This window comes from uncultured Allobosea sp. (assembly GCF_945956895.1).
Taxonomy (GTDB): Bacteria; Pseudomonadota; Alphaproteobacteria; order Rhizobiales; family Beijerinckiaceae; genus Allobosea.
Map to the genome: position 1 here is coordinate 1 of NZ_CAMFJF010000015.1, position 18,019 is coordinate 18,019.

Annotated in this window: 20 protein-coding genes and 1 tRNA gene; 16 read left to right on the plus strand and 5 right to left on the minus strand. The window is 62.8% G+C overall.

The window, feature by feature from the left end; genetic code table 11:
• Positions 1-140: 140 nt before the first annotated feature.
• A complete protein-coding gene (locus Q0Q02_RS11155; RefSeq protein WP_293809371.1) occupies positions 141-329 on the plus strand; it encodes a hypothetical protein in 189 nt (62 codons plus the stop codon).
• A gap of 384 nt (positions 330-713) precedes the next feature.
• On the opposite strand, the gene Q0Q02_RS11160 is transcribed toward Q0Q02_RS11155, so the two are convergent.
• Positions 714-1,673: a DUF6538 domain-containing protein gene (locus tag Q0Q02_RS11160; protein ID WP_293809373.1), complete on the minus strand. Its 960-nt coding sequence runs from the start codon at positions 1,671-1,673 to the stop codon at positions 714-716.
• A gap of 305 nt (positions 1,674-1,978) precedes the next feature.
• On the opposite strand from Q0Q02_RS11160, the gene Q0Q02_RS11165 reads away from it, so the two are divergent.
• The 7 genes from Q0Q02_RS11165 to Q0Q02_RS11195 all read left to right on the plus strand — a co-directional run bounded on the left by Q0Q02_RS11165 (position 1,979) and on the right by Q0Q02_RS11195 (position 8,443).
• A complete protein-coding gene (locus tag Q0Q02_RS11165; RefSeq protein WP_293809375.1) occupies positions 1,979-3,259 on the plus strand; it encodes a tyrosine-type recombinase/integrase in 1,281 nt (426 codons plus the stop codon).
• A gap of 244 nt (positions 3,260-3,503) precedes the next feature.
• On the plus strand, positions 3,504-3,713 hold the full coding sequence (locus Q0Q02_RS11170; RefSeq protein ID WP_293809376.1) for a helix-turn-helix domain-containing protein: 210 nt from the start codon (positions 3,504-3,506) through the stop codon (positions 3,711-3,713).
• A 221-nt stretch (positions 3,714-3,934) separates the two neighbouring features.
• The gene (locus Q0Q02_RS11175) at positions 3,935-4,270 is read left to right on the plus strand and encodes a hypothetical protein (RefSeq protein ID WP_293809378.1); all 336 of its coding nucleotides are present in this window, start codon (positions 3,935-3,937) and stop codon (positions 4,268-4,270) included.
• Positions 4,271-4,343: 73 nt separating this feature from the next.
• The gene (locus Q0Q02_RS11180) at positions 4,344-4,571 is read left to right on the plus strand and encodes a hypothetical protein (RefSeq protein ID WP_293809380.1); all 228 of its coding nucleotides are present in this window, start codon (positions 4,344-4,346) and stop codon (positions 4,569-4,571) included.
• A gap of 2 nt (positions 4,572-4,573) precedes the next feature.
• The gene (locus tag Q0Q02_RS11185) at positions 4,574-7,039 is read left to right on the plus strand and encodes a DUF3987 domain-containing protein (RefSeq protein WP_293809382.1); all 2,466 of its coding nucleotides are present in this window, start codon (positions 4,574-4,576) and stop codon (positions 7,037-7,039) included.
• Between the two features lie 57 nt (positions 7,040-7,096).
• The gene (locus tag Q0Q02_RS11190) at positions 7,097-7,657 is read left to right on the plus strand and encodes a hypothetical protein (protein WP_293809384.1); all 561 of its coding nucleotides are present in this window, start codon (positions 7,097-7,099) and stop codon (positions 7,655-7,657) included.
• A 384-nt stretch (positions 7,658-8,041) separates the two neighbouring features.
• Positions 8,042-8,443 (plus strand): hypothetical protein, encoded by a 402-nt coding sequence (locus Q0Q02_RS11195; protein ID WP_293809385.1) that lies wholly within the window; start codon positions 8,042-8,044, stop codon positions 8,441-8,443.
• On the opposite strand, the gene Q0Q02_RS11200 is transcribed toward Q0Q02_RS11195, so the two are convergent.
• The 3 genes from Q0Q02_RS11200 to Q0Q02_RS11210 form a co-directional block, all read right to left on the minus strand.
• On the minus strand, positions 8,440-9,720 hold the full coding sequence (locus Q0Q02_RS11200; protein WP_293809387.1) for a Y-family DNA polymerase: 1,281 nt from the start codon (positions 9,718-9,720) through the stop codon (positions 8,440-8,442). The genes Q0Q02_RS11195 and Q0Q02_RS11200 overlap by 4 nt on opposite strands.
• A complete protein-coding gene (locus Q0Q02_RS11205; protein WP_293809389.1) occupies positions 9,717-10,139 on the minus strand; it encodes a translesion error-prone DNA polymerase V autoproteolytic subunit in 423 nt (140 codons plus the stop codon). The genes Q0Q02_RS11200 and Q0Q02_RS11205 overlap by 4 nt, the downstream gene beginning before the upstream one ends.
• A 98-nt stretch (positions 10,140-10,237) precedes the next feature.
• Positions 10,238-10,918: a recombinase family protein gene (locus Q0Q02_RS11210; RefSeq protein WP_293809391.1), complete on the minus strand. Its 681-nt coding sequence runs from the start codon at positions 10,916-10,918 to the stop codon at positions 10,238-10,240.
• Positions 10,919-11,319: 401 nt separating this feature from the next.
• Between Q0Q02_RS11210 and Q0Q02_RS11215 the strand changes: the two genes are divergently transcribed.
• The 4 genes from Q0Q02_RS11215 (at position 11,320) to Q0Q02_RS11230 (ending at position 14,373) form a co-directional block, all read left to right on the plus strand.
• Entirely contained in the window at positions 11,320-12,090 is a 771-nt protein-coding gene (locus Q0Q02_RS11215; protein ID WP_293809393.1) for a hypothetical protein, read from the plus strand.
• A gap of 5 nt (positions 12,091-12,095) precedes the next feature.
• Complete coding sequence (locus Q0Q02_RS11220) at positions 12,096-12,533, plus strand: hypothetical protein (RefSeq protein WP_293809395.1); 438 nt, start codon at positions 12,096-12,098, stop codon at positions 12,531-12,533.
• A 12-nt stretch (positions 12,534-12,545) separates the two neighbouring features.
• Positions 12,546-13,262: a hypothetical protein gene (locus Q0Q02_RS11225; RefSeq protein ID WP_293809396.1), complete on the plus strand. Its 717-nt coding sequence runs from the start codon at positions 12,546-12,548 to the stop codon at positions 13,260-13,262.
• Between the two features lie 88 nt (positions 13,263-13,350).
• A complete protein-coding gene (locus Q0Q02_RS11230; RefSeq protein ID WP_293809397.1) occupies positions 13,351-14,373 on the plus strand; it encodes a restriction endonuclease in 1,023 nt (340 codons plus the stop codon).
• A 167-nt stretch (positions 14,374-14,540) separates the two neighbouring features.
• Here Q0Q02_RS11230 and Q0Q02_RS11235 read toward each other — a convergent pair.
• Positions 14,541-14,616: transfer RNA gene (locus tag Q0Q02_RS11235), tRNA-Glu, on the minus strand.
• Positions 14,617-14,941: 325 nt separating this feature from the next.
• Here Q0Q02_RS11235 and Q0Q02_RS11240 point away from each other — a divergent pair.
• The 4 genes from Q0Q02_RS11240 to Q0Q02_RS11255 all read left to right on the plus strand — a co-directional run bounded on the left by Q0Q02_RS11240 (position 14,942) and on the right by Q0Q02_RS11255 (position 17,912).
• Entirely contained in the window at positions 14,942-15,823 is an 882-nt protein-coding gene (locus Q0Q02_RS11240; protein WP_293809399.1) for a ComF family protein, read from the plus strand.
• Positions 15,824-15,851: 28 nt separating this feature from the next.
• On the plus strand, positions 15,852-16,109 hold the full coding sequence (gene grxC / locus Q0Q02_RS11245; RefSeq protein WP_293809400.1) for a glutaredoxin 3: 258 nt from the start codon (positions 15,852-15,854) through the stop codon (positions 16,107-16,109).
• An 80-nt stretch (positions 16,110-16,189) separates the two neighbouring features.
• On the plus strand, positions 16,190-16,678 hold the full coding sequence (locus tag Q0Q02_RS11250; protein WP_293809402.1) for a DUF1178 family protein: 489 nt from the start codon (positions 16,190-16,192) through the stop codon (positions 16,676-16,678).
• Between the two features lie 313 nt (positions 16,679-16,991).
• Positions 16,992-17,912, plus strand: coding sequence for a cell wall hydrolase (locus Q0Q02_RS11255; RefSeq protein WP_293809404.1), 921 nt, complete (start codon positions 16,992-16,994; stop codon positions 17,910-17,912).
• Positions 17,913-18,019: the final 107 nt, after the last annotated feature.

Here is an 18,019-nt window from a genome sequence, read left to right on the forward strand (position 1 = left end):
TCCCAACCCTTATTTTAAGGGTGAGACCTGTCCGGGGAATTCGGGGGCCGTTTCATTGTACCCCTCTGCTCTTTTCTTGAAGAGGAGCTGGCCAGCATCACCCTTGTTAATAACGAATGCCAGAATGCGCCGAGAGCAACTTGACAGAAAAGGAAATCGAGCTTCCCTTGCAGCGTCACAAACTTGGGGAGCTGGAAATGCTTAGGGCCTTCGTTACCATCGCCGCCGTCGTTGCTTTCAATGCTGCTGCTTGGGCTTCCTGCCCGCCCGGTACACGCTATAACTGCTCGACAGCCTTCAACGGCAAGCAGTCCTGCGGCTGCCGCTGAGCAGACCATTCAATAAATTCTAATGAGGGCCTCGTCATAAGTGGCGGGGCCTTTCTTTTGTCTGCCATGCATTGATCACATTCGATCAGATGGCAGGAGGATGACGCACACCCCTGAGACTTCAAACAACTGATAGCACGCCTTTACCGGCTTTCTTAAAGCCCCTTGGAATTATCCGAGACAAAGTGGCGCGCTGGAGAGGCTCCAAGGGAGGCTCCACGTTTCAGAGAATCGAAGCAGGCGAGCATCTGGCAGTCGTGGCGACCCTGTGAATCTCAAGGCCGAGAGGTCGGGAGCGCGTGAGTCTATCAGATTGAGGGGATTGTTCCGGAACATTGGCCGTCAGGTCGCATCAGCTATTGCCTTCCCGACATCCATTTTGTATCAATTTCTCAGGCCGATAATCTCGCCTATGCGGGCTCCCGTATCAGATTGAATAGCCGCGATATGCCGGGGAGTGTCGTCTAGTGTCTTACACTCAGCCTGTATGCGCTTGAGTTCACCATTGGTGAACGTAGGGCGAGCCTTAGCGTCCTGACCATCCTTTGGAATTTTGAAGCGCAGGAATGGGTTCTTGGCGTCCTTGAGGTCAAATTCATCGATGCCGTGGGTGAAGATGGCGCTCAGGGACTTGAAGTAACGCTTCACGGTGGCTGTCTTGGAGCCACTGGCGAGCATTTTGTCCCTGAGGTCATTGACGTTCTGCCTAGTGTAGGCACCCAACAGCAAATCACCATAAGCATCAGTCAGCAGTCGAACATATCGCTTGTTAGCAATATCGAACTTGTCCCCGCCGCCCTTGTGCTTGAGGTAAGAAGTCAGAACATCACTCAGGAGGATATGCTTCTGGGAGGGATCAGATAGCAGAAGGCGCGAGGCTTCTTGCTCAACGGCAGTCATCATGCTGCCGGAGTCCACCCAGTGCTGACCCTGATGCTCAAGATCGCGGGCCTCGCTGAAGGCACCTTTCGTTCGCCTGTCGACATGGTCAATGAAGACATCAATGGCGATGCCAGCCTCAGGAGTCAGGGGACCTGCCGGGCAATACGCCTCTCCAGCCTCCAGCCCTAAGAGCTTCAGAAGCTCCTTCGCCGCTGCTGTGTTCTCTGGAGTGGTCCGCCCTACCGCCCTAGCCTCAGGGGACCGCAGAGAGTCCCAGAGGCCCTCGACGCGCTTGGCTTCCTCAATGCAGAGTTTGGCGGCCTCAGCCTCGCTGTAGGTCTTCAGGCTGACTTTGTAGTGCGTCTTGCCGGGGTAGTGCTTGCGCAGGTCATCAGGGATGCGCCGCTGGTACATGTAGAGGCCCGAAGGCTTCTTCCGGGCGAGGTACTTCACGGCAACCATAAGCGGCCCAAGACGGAGGACGATTCGCGGCACTTGTAACCCCCATGTAACCCTGGGAGCAACCGCGTGAACACCTTAAGCGCTTGGAGGATAAGCCGAAATCGGCTTCAGCCATGGCGCTCCCTAGGGGACTCGAACCCCTGTTTTCGCCGTGAGAGGGACAGTTTTTCAGCAATTTTATGTCCATAACCGTCTACGACGGTCTATATAAATCAATGAGTTAGAATGTTTGCGTCCCCCATTGTCCACCGATTCACAGGTCCGTATATTACACGGATATTACACGAAACCTGTGAATGGCAGCGATGGCAAAGACCCTTTCCGAGAGCCCGATGACAACCCGCTCCGCCCGCGACAAGCTCGCGCCTGGAGTGCACTGGCGCGGCATCGATAGCGGCGTTCACCTTGGCTACCGCCGTGGCCGGCGCGGCGGGGAGTGGGTGGTGCGATGGCGCGCCGGGGCTGGCTACAAGCGGGAAGGCATCGGCGCTGCTGATGACGTGCTCGCTGCGGATGGCCAGCAGACACTGTCCTTCGATCAAGCCTTGGCCGCAGCCCGGCGCGCCGTCGAACTGGGCCGCGCGACGGCGGCAGTCGCCGCAGCGGGGCCGATCCCGACCGTCCGCAGCGCAGTCGAAACCTATCTGACAGACCGCGAAAGCAACGAACGAGCGCAGCGCCCCGACAAGCCTCTGAAGCTGGACGGGCGCTCCAGGATGAAACGCCACGTGCTGTCCAAGCCCGTGGCCGACAAGAACCTGCATGAGCTTGAGGAAGACGACCTGAAGGACTGGCGCGCCAGCCTGACGGGCCTAGCTGCCACGAGCGTCAAGCGCACGGTCAATGATCTGAAGGCTGCCCTGAACAAGGCAGCGGACGAGAAGCGTAAAACCCTTCCTGCGCTCTCCGGCATCGTCAAAGCTGCGTTCAAGGCGACGAAAGCGTATGCTCCCATCGCGCGGCAAGTCCAGCCGCTAAGTGACGATGAGGTGCGGGCCGTTATCGCTGCCGCCTCCAAGGTGGACGAGTGCGACGGCTGGGAAGGCGATCTCTATCGGCTGGTCCTTCTGCTGGCCGCAACGGGCGCACGCTTTGGCCAGATCGCCGCTATCCGCGTTGGTGATGTCGAGAGCGCCAGCAAGCGGATCATGGTTCCCGTGAGCAACAAGGGCCGTGGCGAGAAACAGCGCGCCGCCTTCCCCGTGCAGATTGGCGACGACGTGCTGACGGCGCTCAAGCCGGCCATTGCCCGGCGCAGGAGCAGCGACCCCTTGCTGGAACGCTGGACCCATAAGCAGACCGGCCCCGCAACGTGGGTGCGGGAACGGCGCGGCGCGTGGCAGACAGCGAGCCAGATGACGCGAGCATGGGCCAAGATTTCCGAGGAGGCGGAGTTAGCGGCCGATGTCGTGCCCTACGTCCTTCGGCATTCCAGCATCATCCGAGGGCTTCGCGCGGGCCTCTCTGTCCGGCTGGTCGCTGACCTGCACGACACTTCGGCGAAGATGATAGAGACTCACTATTCCAAATGGATAGCTGATGCCGAGACGGAGATGGCGCGCCGCGCCATCGTTGCGCTGGCCTAGTAAAACGCATAGAAAGTTATGCGTTTTCAGCAGCTTAAGTACCGACCCCGTTGACAAGGCGAGGCGCTCATGCTCTCTTACAGTCAACCATGTACGGGGGTGCAGCGGCTGCAAGGCCGCACCTAAAGCACTGTGACAGGCGGGGTGGTGCCCTGCTTCATTGGCGAGCCGAGCCAGACCCCCGCGCGAACCCACCTGATCGGTTGACATCGGTCGTGCTGACGCACGCCTCGGAGGCTTCGCCATGAGCGCCAAACCCAAAACTTCGTCGGCTAACGACGGTCGCCTTGCCTATTCGCCCGAGGAGGCGGCCCGCCTCACGGGTGTCTCCCGCGCCTTTCTGTACCTCGAAATGCAGCGCGGCAAGCTGACCAGCATCAAGATCGGCCGTCGCCGGCTTATCCGCAGGAGCGATCTGCTCGCCTGGGTTGGGGAGGCAGAGCATGCAGCCTGAAGCTCCCCCGCAGCTAGCCGCGCCCCCGAAGCTCAGCGCCGCCGGACTCGCCGCGATCATGGCCCAACCACACTGGCCATCAATCCTGACGACGGCCTCCTCGGCTGCGCCGGCCCACCCTGTCGCTTCACCTGAGATCGCCGCGCACGCCCCGCTGCTGAACCGCCCGACCAGCCGCCGCGCGAAGCGTCGCGCGCGCGGCAAAGCCAAGGAGGATCGCAATGACAGCGCTGCTTTATCTCGTTGAGCGATCCGAGGAAGGCGTCTGGCGCGTCGTCCTTCGAAGAGCCTGGCGCGATCACCTCGGCGAGCAGATGCGCCAGTATGGATGGCTCTGGCGGGAGCCGGCCAGCACCTTCCGCGACGCATTCGATGCGTACTGCTGGCAGCGATATCCGGGCGGTCCGATCTTCTACTCCGACCCCATCGGCGGAATGGTCGGAAGCGTCCAAAGCCTGGAGACGCTCCACGCCTTCGGCTTCATCCGTGCATTTGGGGAGCCAATAGAGAACGGCACCGACCCTATCGAGCTGGTGCCGTCCAATTCGCAAAGCTGAAGACAACTACCCGCGTAGGCCTGGCCGCCGACACGCGCTCAACCGGAGTGGCCCAATTATGCAGAAAATATTTGTGAAATACAACCGCTGGCGCGGACGGATCACCTATATCGAGATCGATCCCCTGTTGGGCGCGTTGCACTACAGCGAGCCGGCTCTGGCCGAGGCCAAGCCTGAACCGCTGACGATAGCCGACGAACATCTCGGCCCGCTGATTGTTTCGCCGGATGCCCCTGGCAACCCTCGCCGCACCCTCGCTCCACCATGCGCCGTGACGCGCACGACCGCAGGGGAGCGCTGACCATGGCTGACCGCGATCCTTTCGATAGCTGGTTCGGCGAGCGCAAAGCTCCTGAGCCCGATACTTCACCATCCGAACCGATGAGCAGCCATTACAGCGCGGCCGCGCCGCGCCGACTAGGCGGACGGATAGAGCAGTCTACGCCCGCCGAAGATTGGGATGATGAGCCGGCCACCTCCGGACCCGTCACTATGCTGGATCATGCGTTGGCCATGATTGGAAGGGGCTGCAAGGTTATCCGCGTCCAAGCGAACACCAGGCGTCCAGTTGACGAGCGCTGGCAGAACGACGCAACCGACGACGCCGCTAAAGTGAAGGCGTGGGTTGACGCCGGCTATAGCTACGGGATCTCGGGCGGGCACCCGCTTCCGGCCGGTGGCCACTTGCTCATTGTCGATCTGGACGTGAAGGACGGGAAAGACGGCGTCGCCGAACTCGCGAAATACGGCACCCGGCCCGAAACCTTCACCGTCCGCTCGCCGTCTGGCGGGCTTCACCTCTATTTTTCGACTTGGCAAGCGCATGGGTGCTCGCCGGGAGGTTTTCGCCGGCTAGACGAGAGCGGCCAGGACGTGAGTGGCATCGATATCCGAGGCCGTGGCGGTCAGTGTGTTGGGCCGGGCTGCATGCGGGACGGGAAGTCCTATGAGGTGGTTTGCGACGCTCCAATCGCCGAAGCCCCGGCCTGGCTGGTCAATCGGCTTCAGACCGCCCGTGAACGCGAAGGCGGCCCGGCCGTCAGCATCGACGATCCTGACGACATCGTATTCGCAATTCACTATCTCCAGAAAGACGCGCCTATCGCGGTCGAGGGACGCGGCGGCAACAACACCACCTACGCGGTCGCGGCGCGCGTTGTCGAGATCGGGGTCTCGGCCGAGCGCGCGGCCGACCTTATGGCCGAGCACTGGAACGAGCGGTGCCTGCCACCGTGGACCCGTGAAGAACTGCTGACCCTCTGCACGAACGCGCAGAACTATGTCCAGACCCGCCAGGGCTCGGGCGGTGTCGCCGCCGCTGCGGCCGACTGGCAAGGCGCGGTGGTGCTCCCGCCTTCCCCGCCGCCCTCCTCGGCCGCCGGCCCGATCTTCGATCCATGGCGCGAGGTGATCGTTCCCGCCCTCCCGCAGGGCTTGCTGCCTGGCTCTATCGACCGCTTCGCCTCGGAGCAGAGCACCACCATGGGGGCATGCCGAAGTGCCATCGGGCTCGCCGCGCTGGCGGCGCTCTCGGGTGCGGTCAACCATGCTACGTCGCTGCGGATGATGCGCAACGGCGGGTGGTCCGCGAGCCCGCGCCTCTGGCTGCTGCTAGCCGGGCCGCCGTCCAGCAAAAAGACGCCCATCATCGGCGAGGCCCTGCGGCCGCTGGAAAAGCTCCAGGCTCAACGCTGGCGAGCGTGGAAAGAGCATTGCGATTTCCTTGGCGAAGACGACCAGAAGCCTCCTCAACCGGCGCGGCTCGTGGCCGGCGATGTCACCATGGAGGCGTTGGCCGGCATCTTGGCGGGGCAGGATCGCGGCGTTCTGGTCAAGCGAGACGAGCTTGCGGGCTGGATTGGCAGCATGGAGAAATACGGCAGCGGTCGCGGACCAATGGCCGACCGCGCATTTTGGTTGGAGGCGTTCAACGGCGGCCCATATACCGTGGATCGCGTTACGCGCGGCAGCATTGTCGTCCCGAACCTGTCGGTCTCCATCATAGGCGGCATCCAGCCTGACCGGCTTACTGAGCTTCAGGGGCTCCAGTCGGACGGGCTGTTGCAGCGCTTCCTGCCGGTTTTCGTCGAGCCGGGCCGCGTTGCCGAGGATCGGCCGGTATCGAATGCCGGGTATTCGGCTCTGATCGAGAGCGCGGCCGGCCTGGACGCGATGCGCTTCGAGTTCGATGATGCAGCACTGAAGATCGCAGCGCGGTTCCGTCAGCGGACGCATGATCTACAAATGGCGGCCGAGACCACGAGACCGGGCTTCGCTCAGTTCGTCGGCAAGCTCGATGGCTTGTTTGGCACGCTGTCACTGCTGTTTCATGTCGCCGAGGGGCTAGAGCACTGGTTCTCGGAGCGCGTGATCAGCGAAACAGCCGAACGTGTCGAGACGCTGTTTTCGGAGTTCATCCTTCCGCACGCTTTCGAATTCTACGGCTTTGCCGATCAGGCTGCGGGAACGGACAAGCTCCGCAAGATTGCTTCGTGGGTGCTCACATCCGGGCGCGAGAGGCTGACCACCCGCGACGCCATGCGAGAGGTATCCTGCCTTCGCGACCTGGACGCCTTCAGGATCGGCCGTGAGCTTGGACCTCTTGTTGCGGGTGGATGGCTTGAGCCGGACAACCACGGGCCGGAGAACCGCACCTGGAAGGTGCTGCCCGGCGTCTTGCCTCAGTTCGCGGAGCGCCGAGCGGCCGAGGAGCGCCGAAAGCAGGAGTTGGCTCGGCTGATGAACGGGCCACGCAGGGCAAGCGGTTAGGGGCTGCCGGGATCGCTTCCACGATGCGGCGATGGCGGGTAAGCCTCGATCAGGGGAATGGTGACGCGCTCCGCGTCACCGCAGGGCTATGGGCACCGTATGAACCACCTTGAGCAACTCGTATCAGAGTGGCTTCAATATAGAGGCTACTTCGTGCGCCAATCCGTTGCAGTTGGCGCACGCGCCAAAGGCGGTTTTGAAGGCGAGCTTGACGTTGTCGCGCTGAATCCGGTCACTCAGCACCTGCTACATGTTGAATGCTCGTTGGACGCCCTTTCGACTGAGCAGCGACAACTCCGGTTTTCCGGAAAATTTGAGCGCGGCCGAAAATACATAAAGGATGCATTTCGAGGCATCGAACTGCCCGAAACGCTGGAGCAGGTGCTTGTTCTCCAGTTCGCCAGCGGCAATGTCAGGTCGATCGGTGGCGCGCGGCTCGTGACCGTCAGAGAGTTTGTCCACGAGATGTTCGACGGCCTGAAGGGTACATCTCCCGCGAGCAAGGCCGTCCCGAGCAATCTCCCGCTACTCCGCACGATACAGCTAGCCGCCGACGCAACGCGCATTCGAGCAAACGGGCATCGTATCATCAGCGAAGCGCAGACTAGCGAGCACTAGCACGGATTGGCCGCTTTCGATGAATTGCGGAGCATTCATCGCGCCCTTGTCAGCATTTGTCGATACGCGAGCGCGAATAGAAACCTATTGTCTCTCTCCTTCTTCTTTCTCCCGCAACTTTGAGCATCCTTGTCCAGGCGCGCGTATCGACAAATGCTGACGGCATTGAAGCGACGCCCATGGCCGCAAGCCGATGAAACGGCAGTTTGCAGCGGCAATAGCGCAATCCGAGAGAACCAAAGTTTGCAGGGACGGTGCCTTGGCCCGGCGTTGGGACGTGCGAAGGCGCGACGGTGCTCCGGGGATGCACTAATCCGTGCCGGGCCTCTGGACACACTTTACCCTGTGGCTTTTCATGCGACGCCTGCCGCTGGGGAATGCGCGATGTCGGAGTTAGTTCCACTGGATTTGAGTTCTTCGTGGTTTCCTGATCCGCAGTTCGAAGACAGGACGGCGGAACCACGAAAGACGGCTTGGGCGGCTTATGCCCAAGCACTCACAGCCGCACTGGATCGCTACGAAACTGAGAAACTGAAAGCTCGATCCGAGTATCTGAAAAATCGCAGGAGCTATCTGTCAGGAAGCATCCTTCGGCCGACATTGAAGCAACTGATGTATGTTTGGCCGACAGATGCACAGCTTGCCGAATTCGATGAGCTAGAGGCTGTGCACCTCGCTGAACACGAAAGAATGGTATTCAATGCTGCGCGCGAGTACGCGCGCTCTGAGCGTGATGCGTGCATTGCTTATTGGAAAGCCACGGGGGCTTCTGAGAGGCCGGCCTAACAAGCCGCGATCACCGGCACCTCATCAATCCGCGTGGTCCAGCACGGCGAGCGCATCTCGAATTTCGTAGTCCACGCCTTGCGCTGACGCTCGACACCGGCAGCGGCTGGAAAGACGGTCCCGCGTCCGAACCTGGCATTGCAGGCATCGAGCGCAGCCATGAGCCGGCCACTGTGCTCGCGATCCAATGCGCCGATCAACGCGCGCTGCGATAGCTCCGGCGCGACCAGATCGACCGTCATCAGCCCGACCTTGCTGTAGCGATGGCCGCCTTTCCAGATGCGTCGCGCGCCCCATTTCGCCGCCCGGACCAGAACGAGTGTGTCATTGCTCGCCTCGGGAAAATCGACCGTGGTCGAGACGGACCTGGCCGGCCCGATGTCGTGCGGAGAGGTATGGTAGAACACCGTCACATGGTCGGTTGCGAGGCCGTGATGCCGGAGCTTTTCGCCGAGCCGAGTGGCGTGCGATGCGACGGCCTCCAGCATCGTCGCCAGATCATCCACGCGGCCGGAAAATGAGCGCGTAACGGCGCATCCTTTGCGCGTCGGGGCGACGCTCTCCAGGTCGATGCAGGGCGTGCCGCGTAGCTCATGGATAATCCGCTCCCCGACGACCGTCATAACCTTGCGGACCTGCTTCGGATCAAGCGCCGCGACATCCGCCGCGCTCTTGCAGCCGATGGCCGCGAGCTTGGCCTGGGAAGCCGCGCCGATGCCCCATACGTCGCCTAGCGGCATCAGCGGCAACCACTCGGCCCGTGCCGCCGGGCTGGTGAGATCGCAGACGCCGCCAAGCTGGGGCGTATCTTTCGCGATGCGATTGGCGAGCTTGGCCAGCGTCTTCGTCGGCCCGATGCCGACGCAGGTCGGAACCCCGGTCCAGGCGGTCACGGTTGCCCGCAGATCGCGCGCCATCTCCTCGCGATGCTCTGGCGCGACTGGCGTCACGTCCAGAAAGCTCTCATCTATGGAATAGGTCTCGATCTCCGAGGCGAACCGCTCATAGACGGTGCCCATGCGCCGGCTCATGTCGCCATAAAGGGCATAGTTCGACGAGAACACCCTGACGCCGCCGCGCTTCACGATGTCCCGAATCAGGAACATCGGCGCGCCCATCTTGATCCCGAGCGCCTTGGCCTCGGCCGTGCGCGCTACCGCGCAGCCGTCATTGTTGGACAGGACAATGACCGGCTTGCCCTTCAGCGCCGGATCAAAGACGCGCTCGCAAGAGCAATAGAAGCTGTTGCCGTCGATCAGGGCGAACGAGCGCGTCACCGGCGAAAGCGCCGGACGGCATTGGTGATGACGCCGAAAATCTCGATATCGGCATCGGGGCCAGGCTCATAGGCGGGATAGCGTCGGTTGCCGTACGCGAGACATGGCCGGCCCCCGACTAAACGAAAGAGCTTCACGCTGCGCTCGCCATTCACGTCCACCACGATCGCATCGCCGTCGCGGGGCTTCAGGCTGCGATCCACGGTGATAAGGCTGCCGTCGAATATGCCGGCATCCATGGCGCTATCGCCCTGCACGGTCATGATGAACGTCGCCGGAGCGTTCTGGATCAAGGTTCGCGACAGGTCGATAGGCGCATCCAGATAGTCATCGGCCGGCGACGGAAAACCGGCGCAAACCGGCTTCAGGAAGCAGGGCAGAAAGCGGGGTTGCCCGATGATCGCCGGGTGAAGCTGCATGATGCTGATGCTCTCGCTAATGAGAACATAATAAGAACATCAGTAGAGCGGCGGCTGTCAATCGAAACATCGGAGCAGCGGTGGAAAGCCGCGCTGTGCTATGCTGCCATCCGCTGCAAAATGCGCTGGACCTGCACGGCCTGCCATTGCGTCTTGCCGGATCGGGTCGGCACTCCCCGGCTGGTTAGCTCCCGCGCGATGGCCCCGGCCGATGTTGCGCCGGTCTCGGCTCGCACTGTCTCGATAGCGGCAGCTAGATCGGCCGCGAAGGTCTGCGCCTTGGCCGTGCGAGCCGTATTGCCGAGGTTGCGCACGGCTTCGGAGATCATCGCCCCGCGATGGCCGCCAAGCTTCACGCCACGCGCCTTCGCTGCCGCGAGCGCGGATTTGGTCCGGGCGCTAATCATCTTGCGCTCGGCTTGAGCCATAACCGCCATGATTTGCACAACCAGTTCATTCGCTTCCGGCATGTCTGCCGCGACGAATGGCACCCCGGCATTTTGTAGCCCGATCAGGAAGTGAGCATCGCGCGACAAGCGGTCGAGCTTTGCGATGACCAGCCGCGCCCCGTAGACGCGGCAAGCCTGGAGCGCCTTGGCCAATTCAGCACGGTCGTTGCGCTTGCCGCTCTCGATCTCTGTGAACTCGGCTTGCAGACGCCAATCGCCTCCGTTCAGGAACGACCGTACGGCCTCGCGCTGGGCTTCAAGCCCCAAGCCTGACCGGCCCTGCTTCGCGGTCGAGACGCGGTAATAGGCCACGAAAGCACCTGTTGCCATGCCTTACACTCCAATCGACGAACCTTGATTGAAATGTAATGCCCTCGGATTCGCGTGGTCAAGCGCTTTGTCTGTGCTAGGCTTTGCTGCCTGGCGTGCAGAGCCTGCCGGATGGCATGCGATGCCATCGCCATTGGTGGTGCGCGCAAGCCCCCCACTCGCGACCCGAGCCAGCGGCAATGCCGCGCCGGCCGGTCGGCTGAACTCATGCGGGAATCGAGCACAACGGATTGCGAATTTCGCCCCCCGGTAGGCCCCAAAGCCAGCCCAACGTCGCCGCGCGGTATCGCGTACCCATAGTTCCGGTTATTTGGCGCTGCTAACAATAGTTTGCAAGTTACGAGAACTACTTTTCCCATCGACGCGCAATACAACGACGCGGATGTAATGCATAACTTTCCATGCGTAATACAAAAACGGTCGAATACAAATTTTATGCTTCACGAAGCGTCGTTTTAACGTTACGCTCCGGCGAAATTCATTGGAGCTTCGCCGTGTCCGCCGCAGTGTCTGCATCACTCGCCAAGTCCGGCCCCCGCTCTGCGCGGGAACAACTCGCTCGCCAGGCTTCCGCACTCGAAAGCCAGTGTCAGAAGCTCGGGCTGGCGGTCGGCGACGCCCGCGCCGAGTGCAACCGTGCGACGGCGCGCGCCGCCACGGACGGAAGCAAGATCGCCAGTGAGGCCAAGGCTTCAGCCACTGACTCAGTCGTCCGGGCCGAGGCCGAACTGAAGGCCGCGCAGGACGCGCTCCAGCAGGTGCAGGCCGATTTGTCAGCGCTCGACGCGAAACGCGCCAGCGCGGCCGAGGCCCCCAAGCTCAAGGCAGCCGGCGCGGCCGTGCAATCGCTTATCCAGCACGCCGAGAAAGCCGACCGGGCGGCGGTCGAGTTCGCCAAGAGCTTCCAAGCGCTGGTCGAGGAAGTCGGCCGGCTCTACGCCGTGATGCCGCCTCATCTGAAGGAGCCCGTCTTTGGCGGGGGGCAGAACCTCGGGGCGCAGGCTCTGCTAAGCACGGCGTCCTATCTCATCTCCAAGTCGAGCGTCATTCCCCGGCCGCTGCACGCGCCGTCCGAACACCGCCAATCGCTGGCCTCGCTGGTGGCCTATTTCGGCAAGCCGGTGCTGGACGAAGCCGCCGCCGCTCCGCAGCCGGAAACCGAATGGGAGTGATGGCCATGGGCTACAGCCCTGCCGAAGCGGCGCTCTATTGGGCGTCGGACCATGCCCAGCCCGGCGCGGCTGTTGAAGTCCTTCTATCGCCCGGCGAGCGCCTGCATGTTCGTGTCGTGGCACCATACAGCCGGCGCGCAGAGCGTCGCTTTCGGGAAGCCGTGCTGCACGTCAACGCCGATGACGACGACCTGACTGCCTCGCCGCCGGCTGAAGCCCATCTCAGCGTCACCCTTCGCAGTACGGCCTTCGGCGCAAGCGACACAGCCCCGCTGTCTCTGAGCCTGCCGCCAGAGGTTGCGCTGGTCATCCTGCCGGCCGCTGGCCATCTCGTGCATGCCCGTCCCGAGCCGAAGGAACTGACGGTTGAATGCCCCGCGCTACCGGCGTGTGCCAGGCAGGACCGCCAGCGCGCCGCCCCCAACGCTTTCGCTCAACTCTGAAAGGCAATGACTATGTCCGAAGCCCCGATCCCGACCAGCCAGGCCCCGGCCGCGCACGAGCCCGCCGGCTATGCTCCGATCGGCACCACCGCGAGCCGTTCGGCCGCCCCGAGCGTGGAACAGCTTGCTGCCATGGACGCCCTGACCGCCAGGATGGCCGGCATGGACCGTGATCCGGCCGGGCGCGAGCGACTGATGAAAGCGGTGCACGACGAAATCACGGCCGGCGGCAGCGGTCTCGTCGCGCTAGGTGTGGACCCGGCCCGCACGGCCGCCGAGGCGCAGCACAGGACTATCGCGGACCAATCTGGCGACGCGGCGGCAGCCGGCACGACCCCGGCGGCCGAGTACACCGTGCTTGCTCCCCACGCTTTCCAGGATGCGAACGAAAGAGACGCCTTTGGCGCGGCAGCGAGCGCGGCAGGCCTTGATGTGCGCGTTGTGGCGTCTCTCGTCGCCGGGGTCGCCGGCGACAAGCGCATCGCTGATGCAATTGCAGCCGGTAATGCAGGCATGGACAGAAGGGTTGCCGAGGTTCGCCAGTTTTTTGCCCGGCAACCCGGAGGCTTGGACGAGCTGCGACTAGCGGTGGCTTTTGGCGAAAGCCTGGTGGCGAAAGACGCACGCCTGCAAGCCAGCTTTGATGCGGCGATCCTCTCTGAAGACGCTCTCTTCAGCCTCGCGGCAGAAGCGCGACGGCTCGGATTTGCCGCGCCGGATCGCAGATGATCTAGCGGCCGGCTGCCCGCTTAGAGCGGGCACAGAGGGTCCGTCTAGACGGACTGGATCACCGGAAGCTTTTCAGCATGCCGGTGGCATGCAAAGTCTTGCCACCATGAACGACGCTCCCGCCCGAAATAGCGACGACCTGGCTCGCCTCATCCAAGAAACTCTGAGCGAGTTGGGATACGCGGCGGATGCAAAGGCTATTGCTGAGCGCGTCGTTGGGTTGAATCGTGGCCTGCCGGCAGAGGACGAGTTCAGCGTTATATGTAGTTGGCTGGGTCGAACCACGCTCATCCATAAGCTCGACCAGGTGCAAGCGCCAGCATCATCACGCGCGACGTATCAAGTTCCAGACCTGTTCGCGAATTTCAAAGACGCCGGCCCCTGCCTTGTTGAAGTGAAGGTCAGCAAAGATCAAACAATCTCATTTCGACCCGACTATATGGGAAAGATCAAGGCTTACGCCGATCTAATCGGCCGCCCACTCCTGATTGCCTGGAAATATAATTCCATTTGGATGCTTTTTGAAGCGCGGCACATGCGCCTTGCAAACGTCAACTTTAACATTAGCCTCTCGGAGGCATTGCGACAAAATCTGCTCGGCGTTTTGGTTGGAGATGTAGCTTTCGGCATATCCGAAAAATCTGGCGTTCATTTTGAGTGCGCCAAAGAAGAATTGCTTCATACCGAGAAACGCGATGATGATTCTGGCATTAGCTTTTCGGAGCAATGGCGGATGAGAATATCTGATGTATACTTTACTGACCGAGAAGGACAGCGTCGTAACGACCTTCATCCTGAAACGCAACAGATTTTCACTGGGCTGGAGCTTGAGTCGGACGAAGAGCATTTTCCAGATCGCATCAAACTGAGCTTCCGCCCTCGCGAAGATCAAATGCAGTTCGCGCACACCGCTTTGGTTCACCTGCTTAACTGGGAGCGTTCAGGGGAGCAGCCGCAAAATTGGCGACACCTATTGCATGCGCCAACAGTGATCCGCTCGATTGAGAATTTCGGCCACGCTCTCGAACGCGCCCTGTCTGAGAAGGTTGTGCGGCTGATTCTCCATCAGCAGCCTGTGGACTGGCCCGAGTTCCTGCCGCGACGACCGTGACCGGCGACCAGGGCTGGTGCGCGGCACACCTGAAGCCGCCACCGGCGAAAAAGGTGTCTGCCGGCATTGATTGGAATCCACCGAAAGCCACCGCCGTCTTATTACACGGATATTACACGCCCCGAAGGGCGCAACCCGCTAAATCATTGATTTAATTGAAAAAACGGTGGCGCTCCCTAGGGGACTCGAACCCCTGTTTTCGCCGTGAGAGGGCGACGTCCTAGACCGCTAGACGAAGGGAGCAGCGCTGGCCGAGGGCGCCTATGTAGTCGGACAACCGCGCCGCCGCAACAGCTTTTTGCATCGCCCCGGCATAAAGATGCAAAACGGGATAAACACGCAGCGAAAAGCCCTTCTCTCTGGGGATAACGGCTCGTATTTTGCGCGTTTTCTCGCTGATCACCGCCGAACACCCGCTCTCCGCGTCACCCGGGTCGGGGGGAGCACGCCATCGAAAACCATTCAGGATGGCCCATCGGCAGTTGTCCTTCTCTGGATGAAGCCCGATGCTCATCCGGTCCGGGACGGTATCGGCCGGCCCGCTTCAAGCTGGGATAGCGACGCAGCCATGGCTGAGTGGCGGATCGAGACGGCTGATGGCGAGACAGCGCCCGATCAGGAGCACGCGCCATCAACGGCCAACGCAGCCGAGGGGGCGCGACCGGCAGCAGCGCTTTGGCGGAAGCCCGTGGGGCATGCTCGTCTCGCCCTGCGATCCGGTTGGCGCGGACTGGTTGGCATCGTCTACCCGCCGACCTGCATCGCCTGTCGAGCTGCCACTGGCGAAGCCCAGGCACTGTGCCCGGCCTGCTGGCGCGGCATCGGTTTCATCGAGCGCCCCTATTGCGAGCGCCTGGGCACGCCCTTCCCCGTCGATCTCGGCCCCGGCCTGCTCTCGCCTGCCGCGATCGCCGATCCGCCGGTCTTCGCCCGGGCGCGCGCCGTCTGCCGCTTCGACGGCACGGCGCGGGAGCTGGTCCACCGCTTGAAATACGGCGACCGCGTCGAGCTCTCGCTGACACTGGGCCGGATGATGACGCAGGCCGGGCGCGAGCTCACCGCCGATGCCGATCTTGTCCTGCCGGTACCTCTCCACCGAACGCGGCTCTGGCGTCGGCGTTTCAACCAGGCTGCCGCCCTGGCGCAGCTGATCGCCCGCGAAACCGGGCTGCCGTTCGCCGCCACGGCGCTGACACGAATTCGACGCACCCGCCAGCAGATCGGGCTGACGCGCCCCCAGCGTGCCGAGAATTTGCAAGGAGCTTTCCATGTCCCTGTGGCGATGCGCCAGCTGATAGAAGGCCGACGCATCCTGCTGGTGGACGATGTGCTGACCACGGGCGCGACGGTCAATGCCGCCTCGCGCGCCCTGCTGCGGGCCGGCGCGAGCGCTGTTGACGTGCTGACCTTCGCGCGGGTCGTGACGGATGGCCGGGAAGGCACTACATGAGGCGGATCGAAACGAGAGACGCGTCCCGATGCCGCCGGTCACGATCTACACCACCTCCTGGTGCCCCTATTGCAAGGCCGCCAAAGCCCTGTTAACCCGCAAGGGCGTGGTCTTCGCCGAGATCGATGTCGACGGCAAGCCTGAGCTGCGCCAGGCCATGACCGCGCGCGCTGGCGGCCGCACCTCGGTTCCGCAGATCTTCATCGGCGAGAAGCATGTCGGCGGCTCGGACGATATCCATTCGCTCGACGCCCGCGGCAAGCTCGACGAGCTCCTGGCCGCCTGAGTCAGAGCAGGCCACCCCCGCCTCAGTGTTCCGCCACTAGCCATTTGCCTTGGCGGCTGCGCGCCACCATCTATGACGACATGATCCGTTACGCCCTCATCTGCGACAACGCCCATGAATTCGAGAGCTGGTTCGCCTCCTCGGCCGGCTTCGAGGATCAGGTGAGGCGCGGCTTCGTCACCTGCCCCGTCTGCAACAGCGCGAAGGTCGAGCGCGCCATCATGGCGCCCAATGTCGCCCGCACCGACCTCGATCCGAAGGCACCGGGGCCGGGGCCGGGACTGGCGGTGGAGGCTTCCGCCCCTGCGGCAGCCGCGCCGGCGCCGGTCGCGTTGATGAGCGAGAAGGAACACGCCTTCCGCGAGATGGTAACGGCGCTGCATCGGCATGTCAGTGAGAATGCCGAGCATGTCGGCAAGCGTTTCGCCGACGAGGCACTGAAGATCCATCATGGCGAGGCCGAAGAGCGCGCGATCTACGGCGAGGCGACGCCTGACGACGCCCGGATGCTGCATGAGGAAGGCGTCGAGTTCCTGCCGCTGCCGCGCCTGCCCGGCTCGGGGAACTGACGCACCTCTCGATCGGTTCCGATCACGAAACCGCGCTCGCGACGGCTTTCATCAGTGCCGGCATTACGATTTTGACAACCTATGGGAAGCGGCCCGGACGAAATTTTTCGATGTGGCATCACGATCTTTTTCGTTTTGTAACAAGGCGGTATCAGCCGGGCGCCTCCTGTCGCGAGACGCTCGAAGGCCCTTCGCTCCGCCTCCCCCCTTCCTTCCCGGATTAACTTTCTGTTATGGAATTCGCGGTTCCTTGCCGGCAATCCCGGTTTGCCGCCCTCGGCGATCACGGGTCCGGAACTCAGGAGGTTGCCGCATGAAGCGGACCACGATCGCTGCGCATGGTCTTCGTTCCGGTGAGAAATCCCGGCATGGCAGCAAGGCGATCCCGCTTCTGATCGTGCTGGCCGCTCCCGCTCTCGGCGCTTGCAGCATGTCCCCGGTCGAGACGGCCGCGACCTCCGCTGCCGCCCCAGCCGTGAAAGAACCCGCCAAGGCCCGCAAGCACGCCGTGACGCTGGCCAAGGCCGATCCGCGCGAGAAGGAATGCCTCGTCCGCGCGATGTATTTCGAATCGAACCGCTCGAGCGAATCGGGCCTGCTCGGCGTCGGCACGGTCGTGATGAACCGGGTCGAATCGGCGCGCTATCCGGAAACGATCTGTGGCGTGGTCGGCGCTCCCCGCCAGTTCGCCGCCGGCGTCCTCACTCGCCCGATGCCGGAACGCACCCGGCCGCAGATCGAAGCCCTTGCCGAGGACATCCTCAATGGCCGCCGCAACGAGGCGGTCGGATCGGCCAAGCATTTCCATATGGCCGGGATGCGCTTCAACTATCCCAACATGCATTATGTGACGGTCGCCGGCGGCAACGCCTTCTACCTCAAGGGCGAGCGTCCCGAGCGCCGCCGCATCGAGGAGCCGACGATCCAGCTCGCCTCGGCCTCCACGACCTCCATCCCGCTCACGACGGCGTCTTCGTCGGCAACCGCCGCGGCTTCCTTCGCCGCGGCGCCGCTCGCCTTCGCGCCTGAGGCGCCCGCGCCGAAGCTGCCGGCGCTAGAGAGCCCGATGGTCACCCTGGTCCGGAACGCACCGCTGCCCCCCGGCCGGCCGCTCGATCTCGACCTGCCCAAGGCGCCCTTGCGGGCTTTTGTCGCCCCGCCGAAGGATGATCGTCGCGTGGCGCTTCTGTCGACGGCCGATATCAGGGGCAGCCTCTCCTCGCGCTCGCGCTGAGCGCCCGGAACTCACTGGAACCATCGGCAGGCTTCGTCCTAAGACGCAGAGCATCGGCTTGCGTTTCGATGATGCCGCCCGAATCGAGCCCAAGCTCGCCCCAGCCG

What these genes read in the sequence shown, in the direction of transcription:
- Q0Q02_RS11160 (WP_293809373.1), bottom strand. Translation starts at nt 1,673, where the DNA reads ATGGTTGCCGTGAAGTACCTCGCCCGGAAGAAGCCTTCGGGCCTCTAC.
- Q0Q02_RS11165 (WP_293809375.1), top strand. Translation starts at nt 1,979, where the DNA reads ATGGCAAAGACCCTTTCCGAGAGCCCGATGACAACCCGCTCCGCCCGC.
- Q0Q02_RS11170 (WP_293809376.1), top strand. Translation starts at nt 3,504, where the DNA reads ATGAGCGCCAAACCCAAAACTTCGTCGGCTAACGACGGTCGCCTTGCC.
- Q0Q02_RS11175 (WP_293809378.1), top strand. Translation starts at nt 3,935, where the DNA reads ATGACAGCGCTGCTTTATCTCGTTGAGCGATCCGAGGAAGGCGTCTGG.
- Q0Q02_RS11185 (WP_293809382.1), top strand. Translation starts at nt 4,574, where the DNA reads ATGGCTGACCGCGATCCTTTCGATAGCTGGTTCGGCGAGCGCAAAGCT.
- Q0Q02_RS11190 (WP_293809384.1), top strand. Translation starts at nt 7,097, where the DNA reads ATGGTGACGCGCTCCGCGTCACCGCAGGGCTATGGGCACCGTATGAAC.
- Q0Q02_RS11195 (WP_293809385.1), top strand. Translation starts at nt 8,042, where the DNA reads ATGTCGGAGTTAGTTCCACTGGATTTGAGTTCTTCGTGGTTTCCTGAT.
- Q0Q02_RS11205 (WP_293809389.1), bottom strand. Translation starts at nt 10,139, where the DNA reads ATGCAGCTTCACCCGGCGATCATCGGGCAACCCCGCTTTCTGCCCTGC.
- Q0Q02_RS11210 (WP_293809391.1), bottom strand. Translation starts at nt 10,918, where the DNA reads ATGGCAACAGGTGCTTTCGTGGCCTATTACCGCGTCTCGACCGCGAAG.
- Q0Q02_RS11215 (WP_293809393.1), top strand. Translation starts at nt 11,320, where the DNA reads ATGCGTAATACAAAAACGGTCGAATACAAATTTTATGCTTCACGAAGC.
- Q0Q02_RS11220 (WP_293809395.1), top strand. Translation starts at nt 12,096, where the DNA reads ATGGGCTACAGCCCTGCCGAAGCGGCGCTCTATTGGGCGTCGGACCAT.
- Q0Q02_RS11225 (WP_293809396.1), top strand. Translation starts at nt 12,546, where the DNA reads ATGTCCGAAGCCCCGATCCCGACCAGCCAGGCCCCGGCCGCGCACGAG.
- Q0Q02_RS11230 (WP_293809397.1), top strand. Translation starts at nt 13,351, where the DNA reads ATGCAAAGTCTTGCCACCATGAACGACGCTCCCGCCCGAAATAGCGAC.
- Q0Q02_RS11240 (WP_293809399.1), top strand. Translation starts at nt 14,942, where the DNA reads ATGGCTGAGTGGCGGATCGAGACGGCTGATGGCGAGACAGCGCCCGAT.
- grxC (WP_293809400.1), top strand. Translation starts at nt 15,852, where the DNA reads ATGCCGCCGGTCACGATCTACACCACCTCCTGGTGCCCCTATTGCAAG.
- Q0Q02_RS11250 (WP_293809402.1), top strand. Translation starts at nt 16,190, where the DNA reads ATGATCCGTTACGCCCTCATCTGCGACAACGCCCATGAATTCGAGAGC.
- Q0Q02_RS11255 (WP_293809404.1), top strand. Translation starts at nt 16,992, where the DNA reads ATGAAGCGGACCACGATCGCTGCGCATGGTCTTCGTTCCGGTGAGAAA.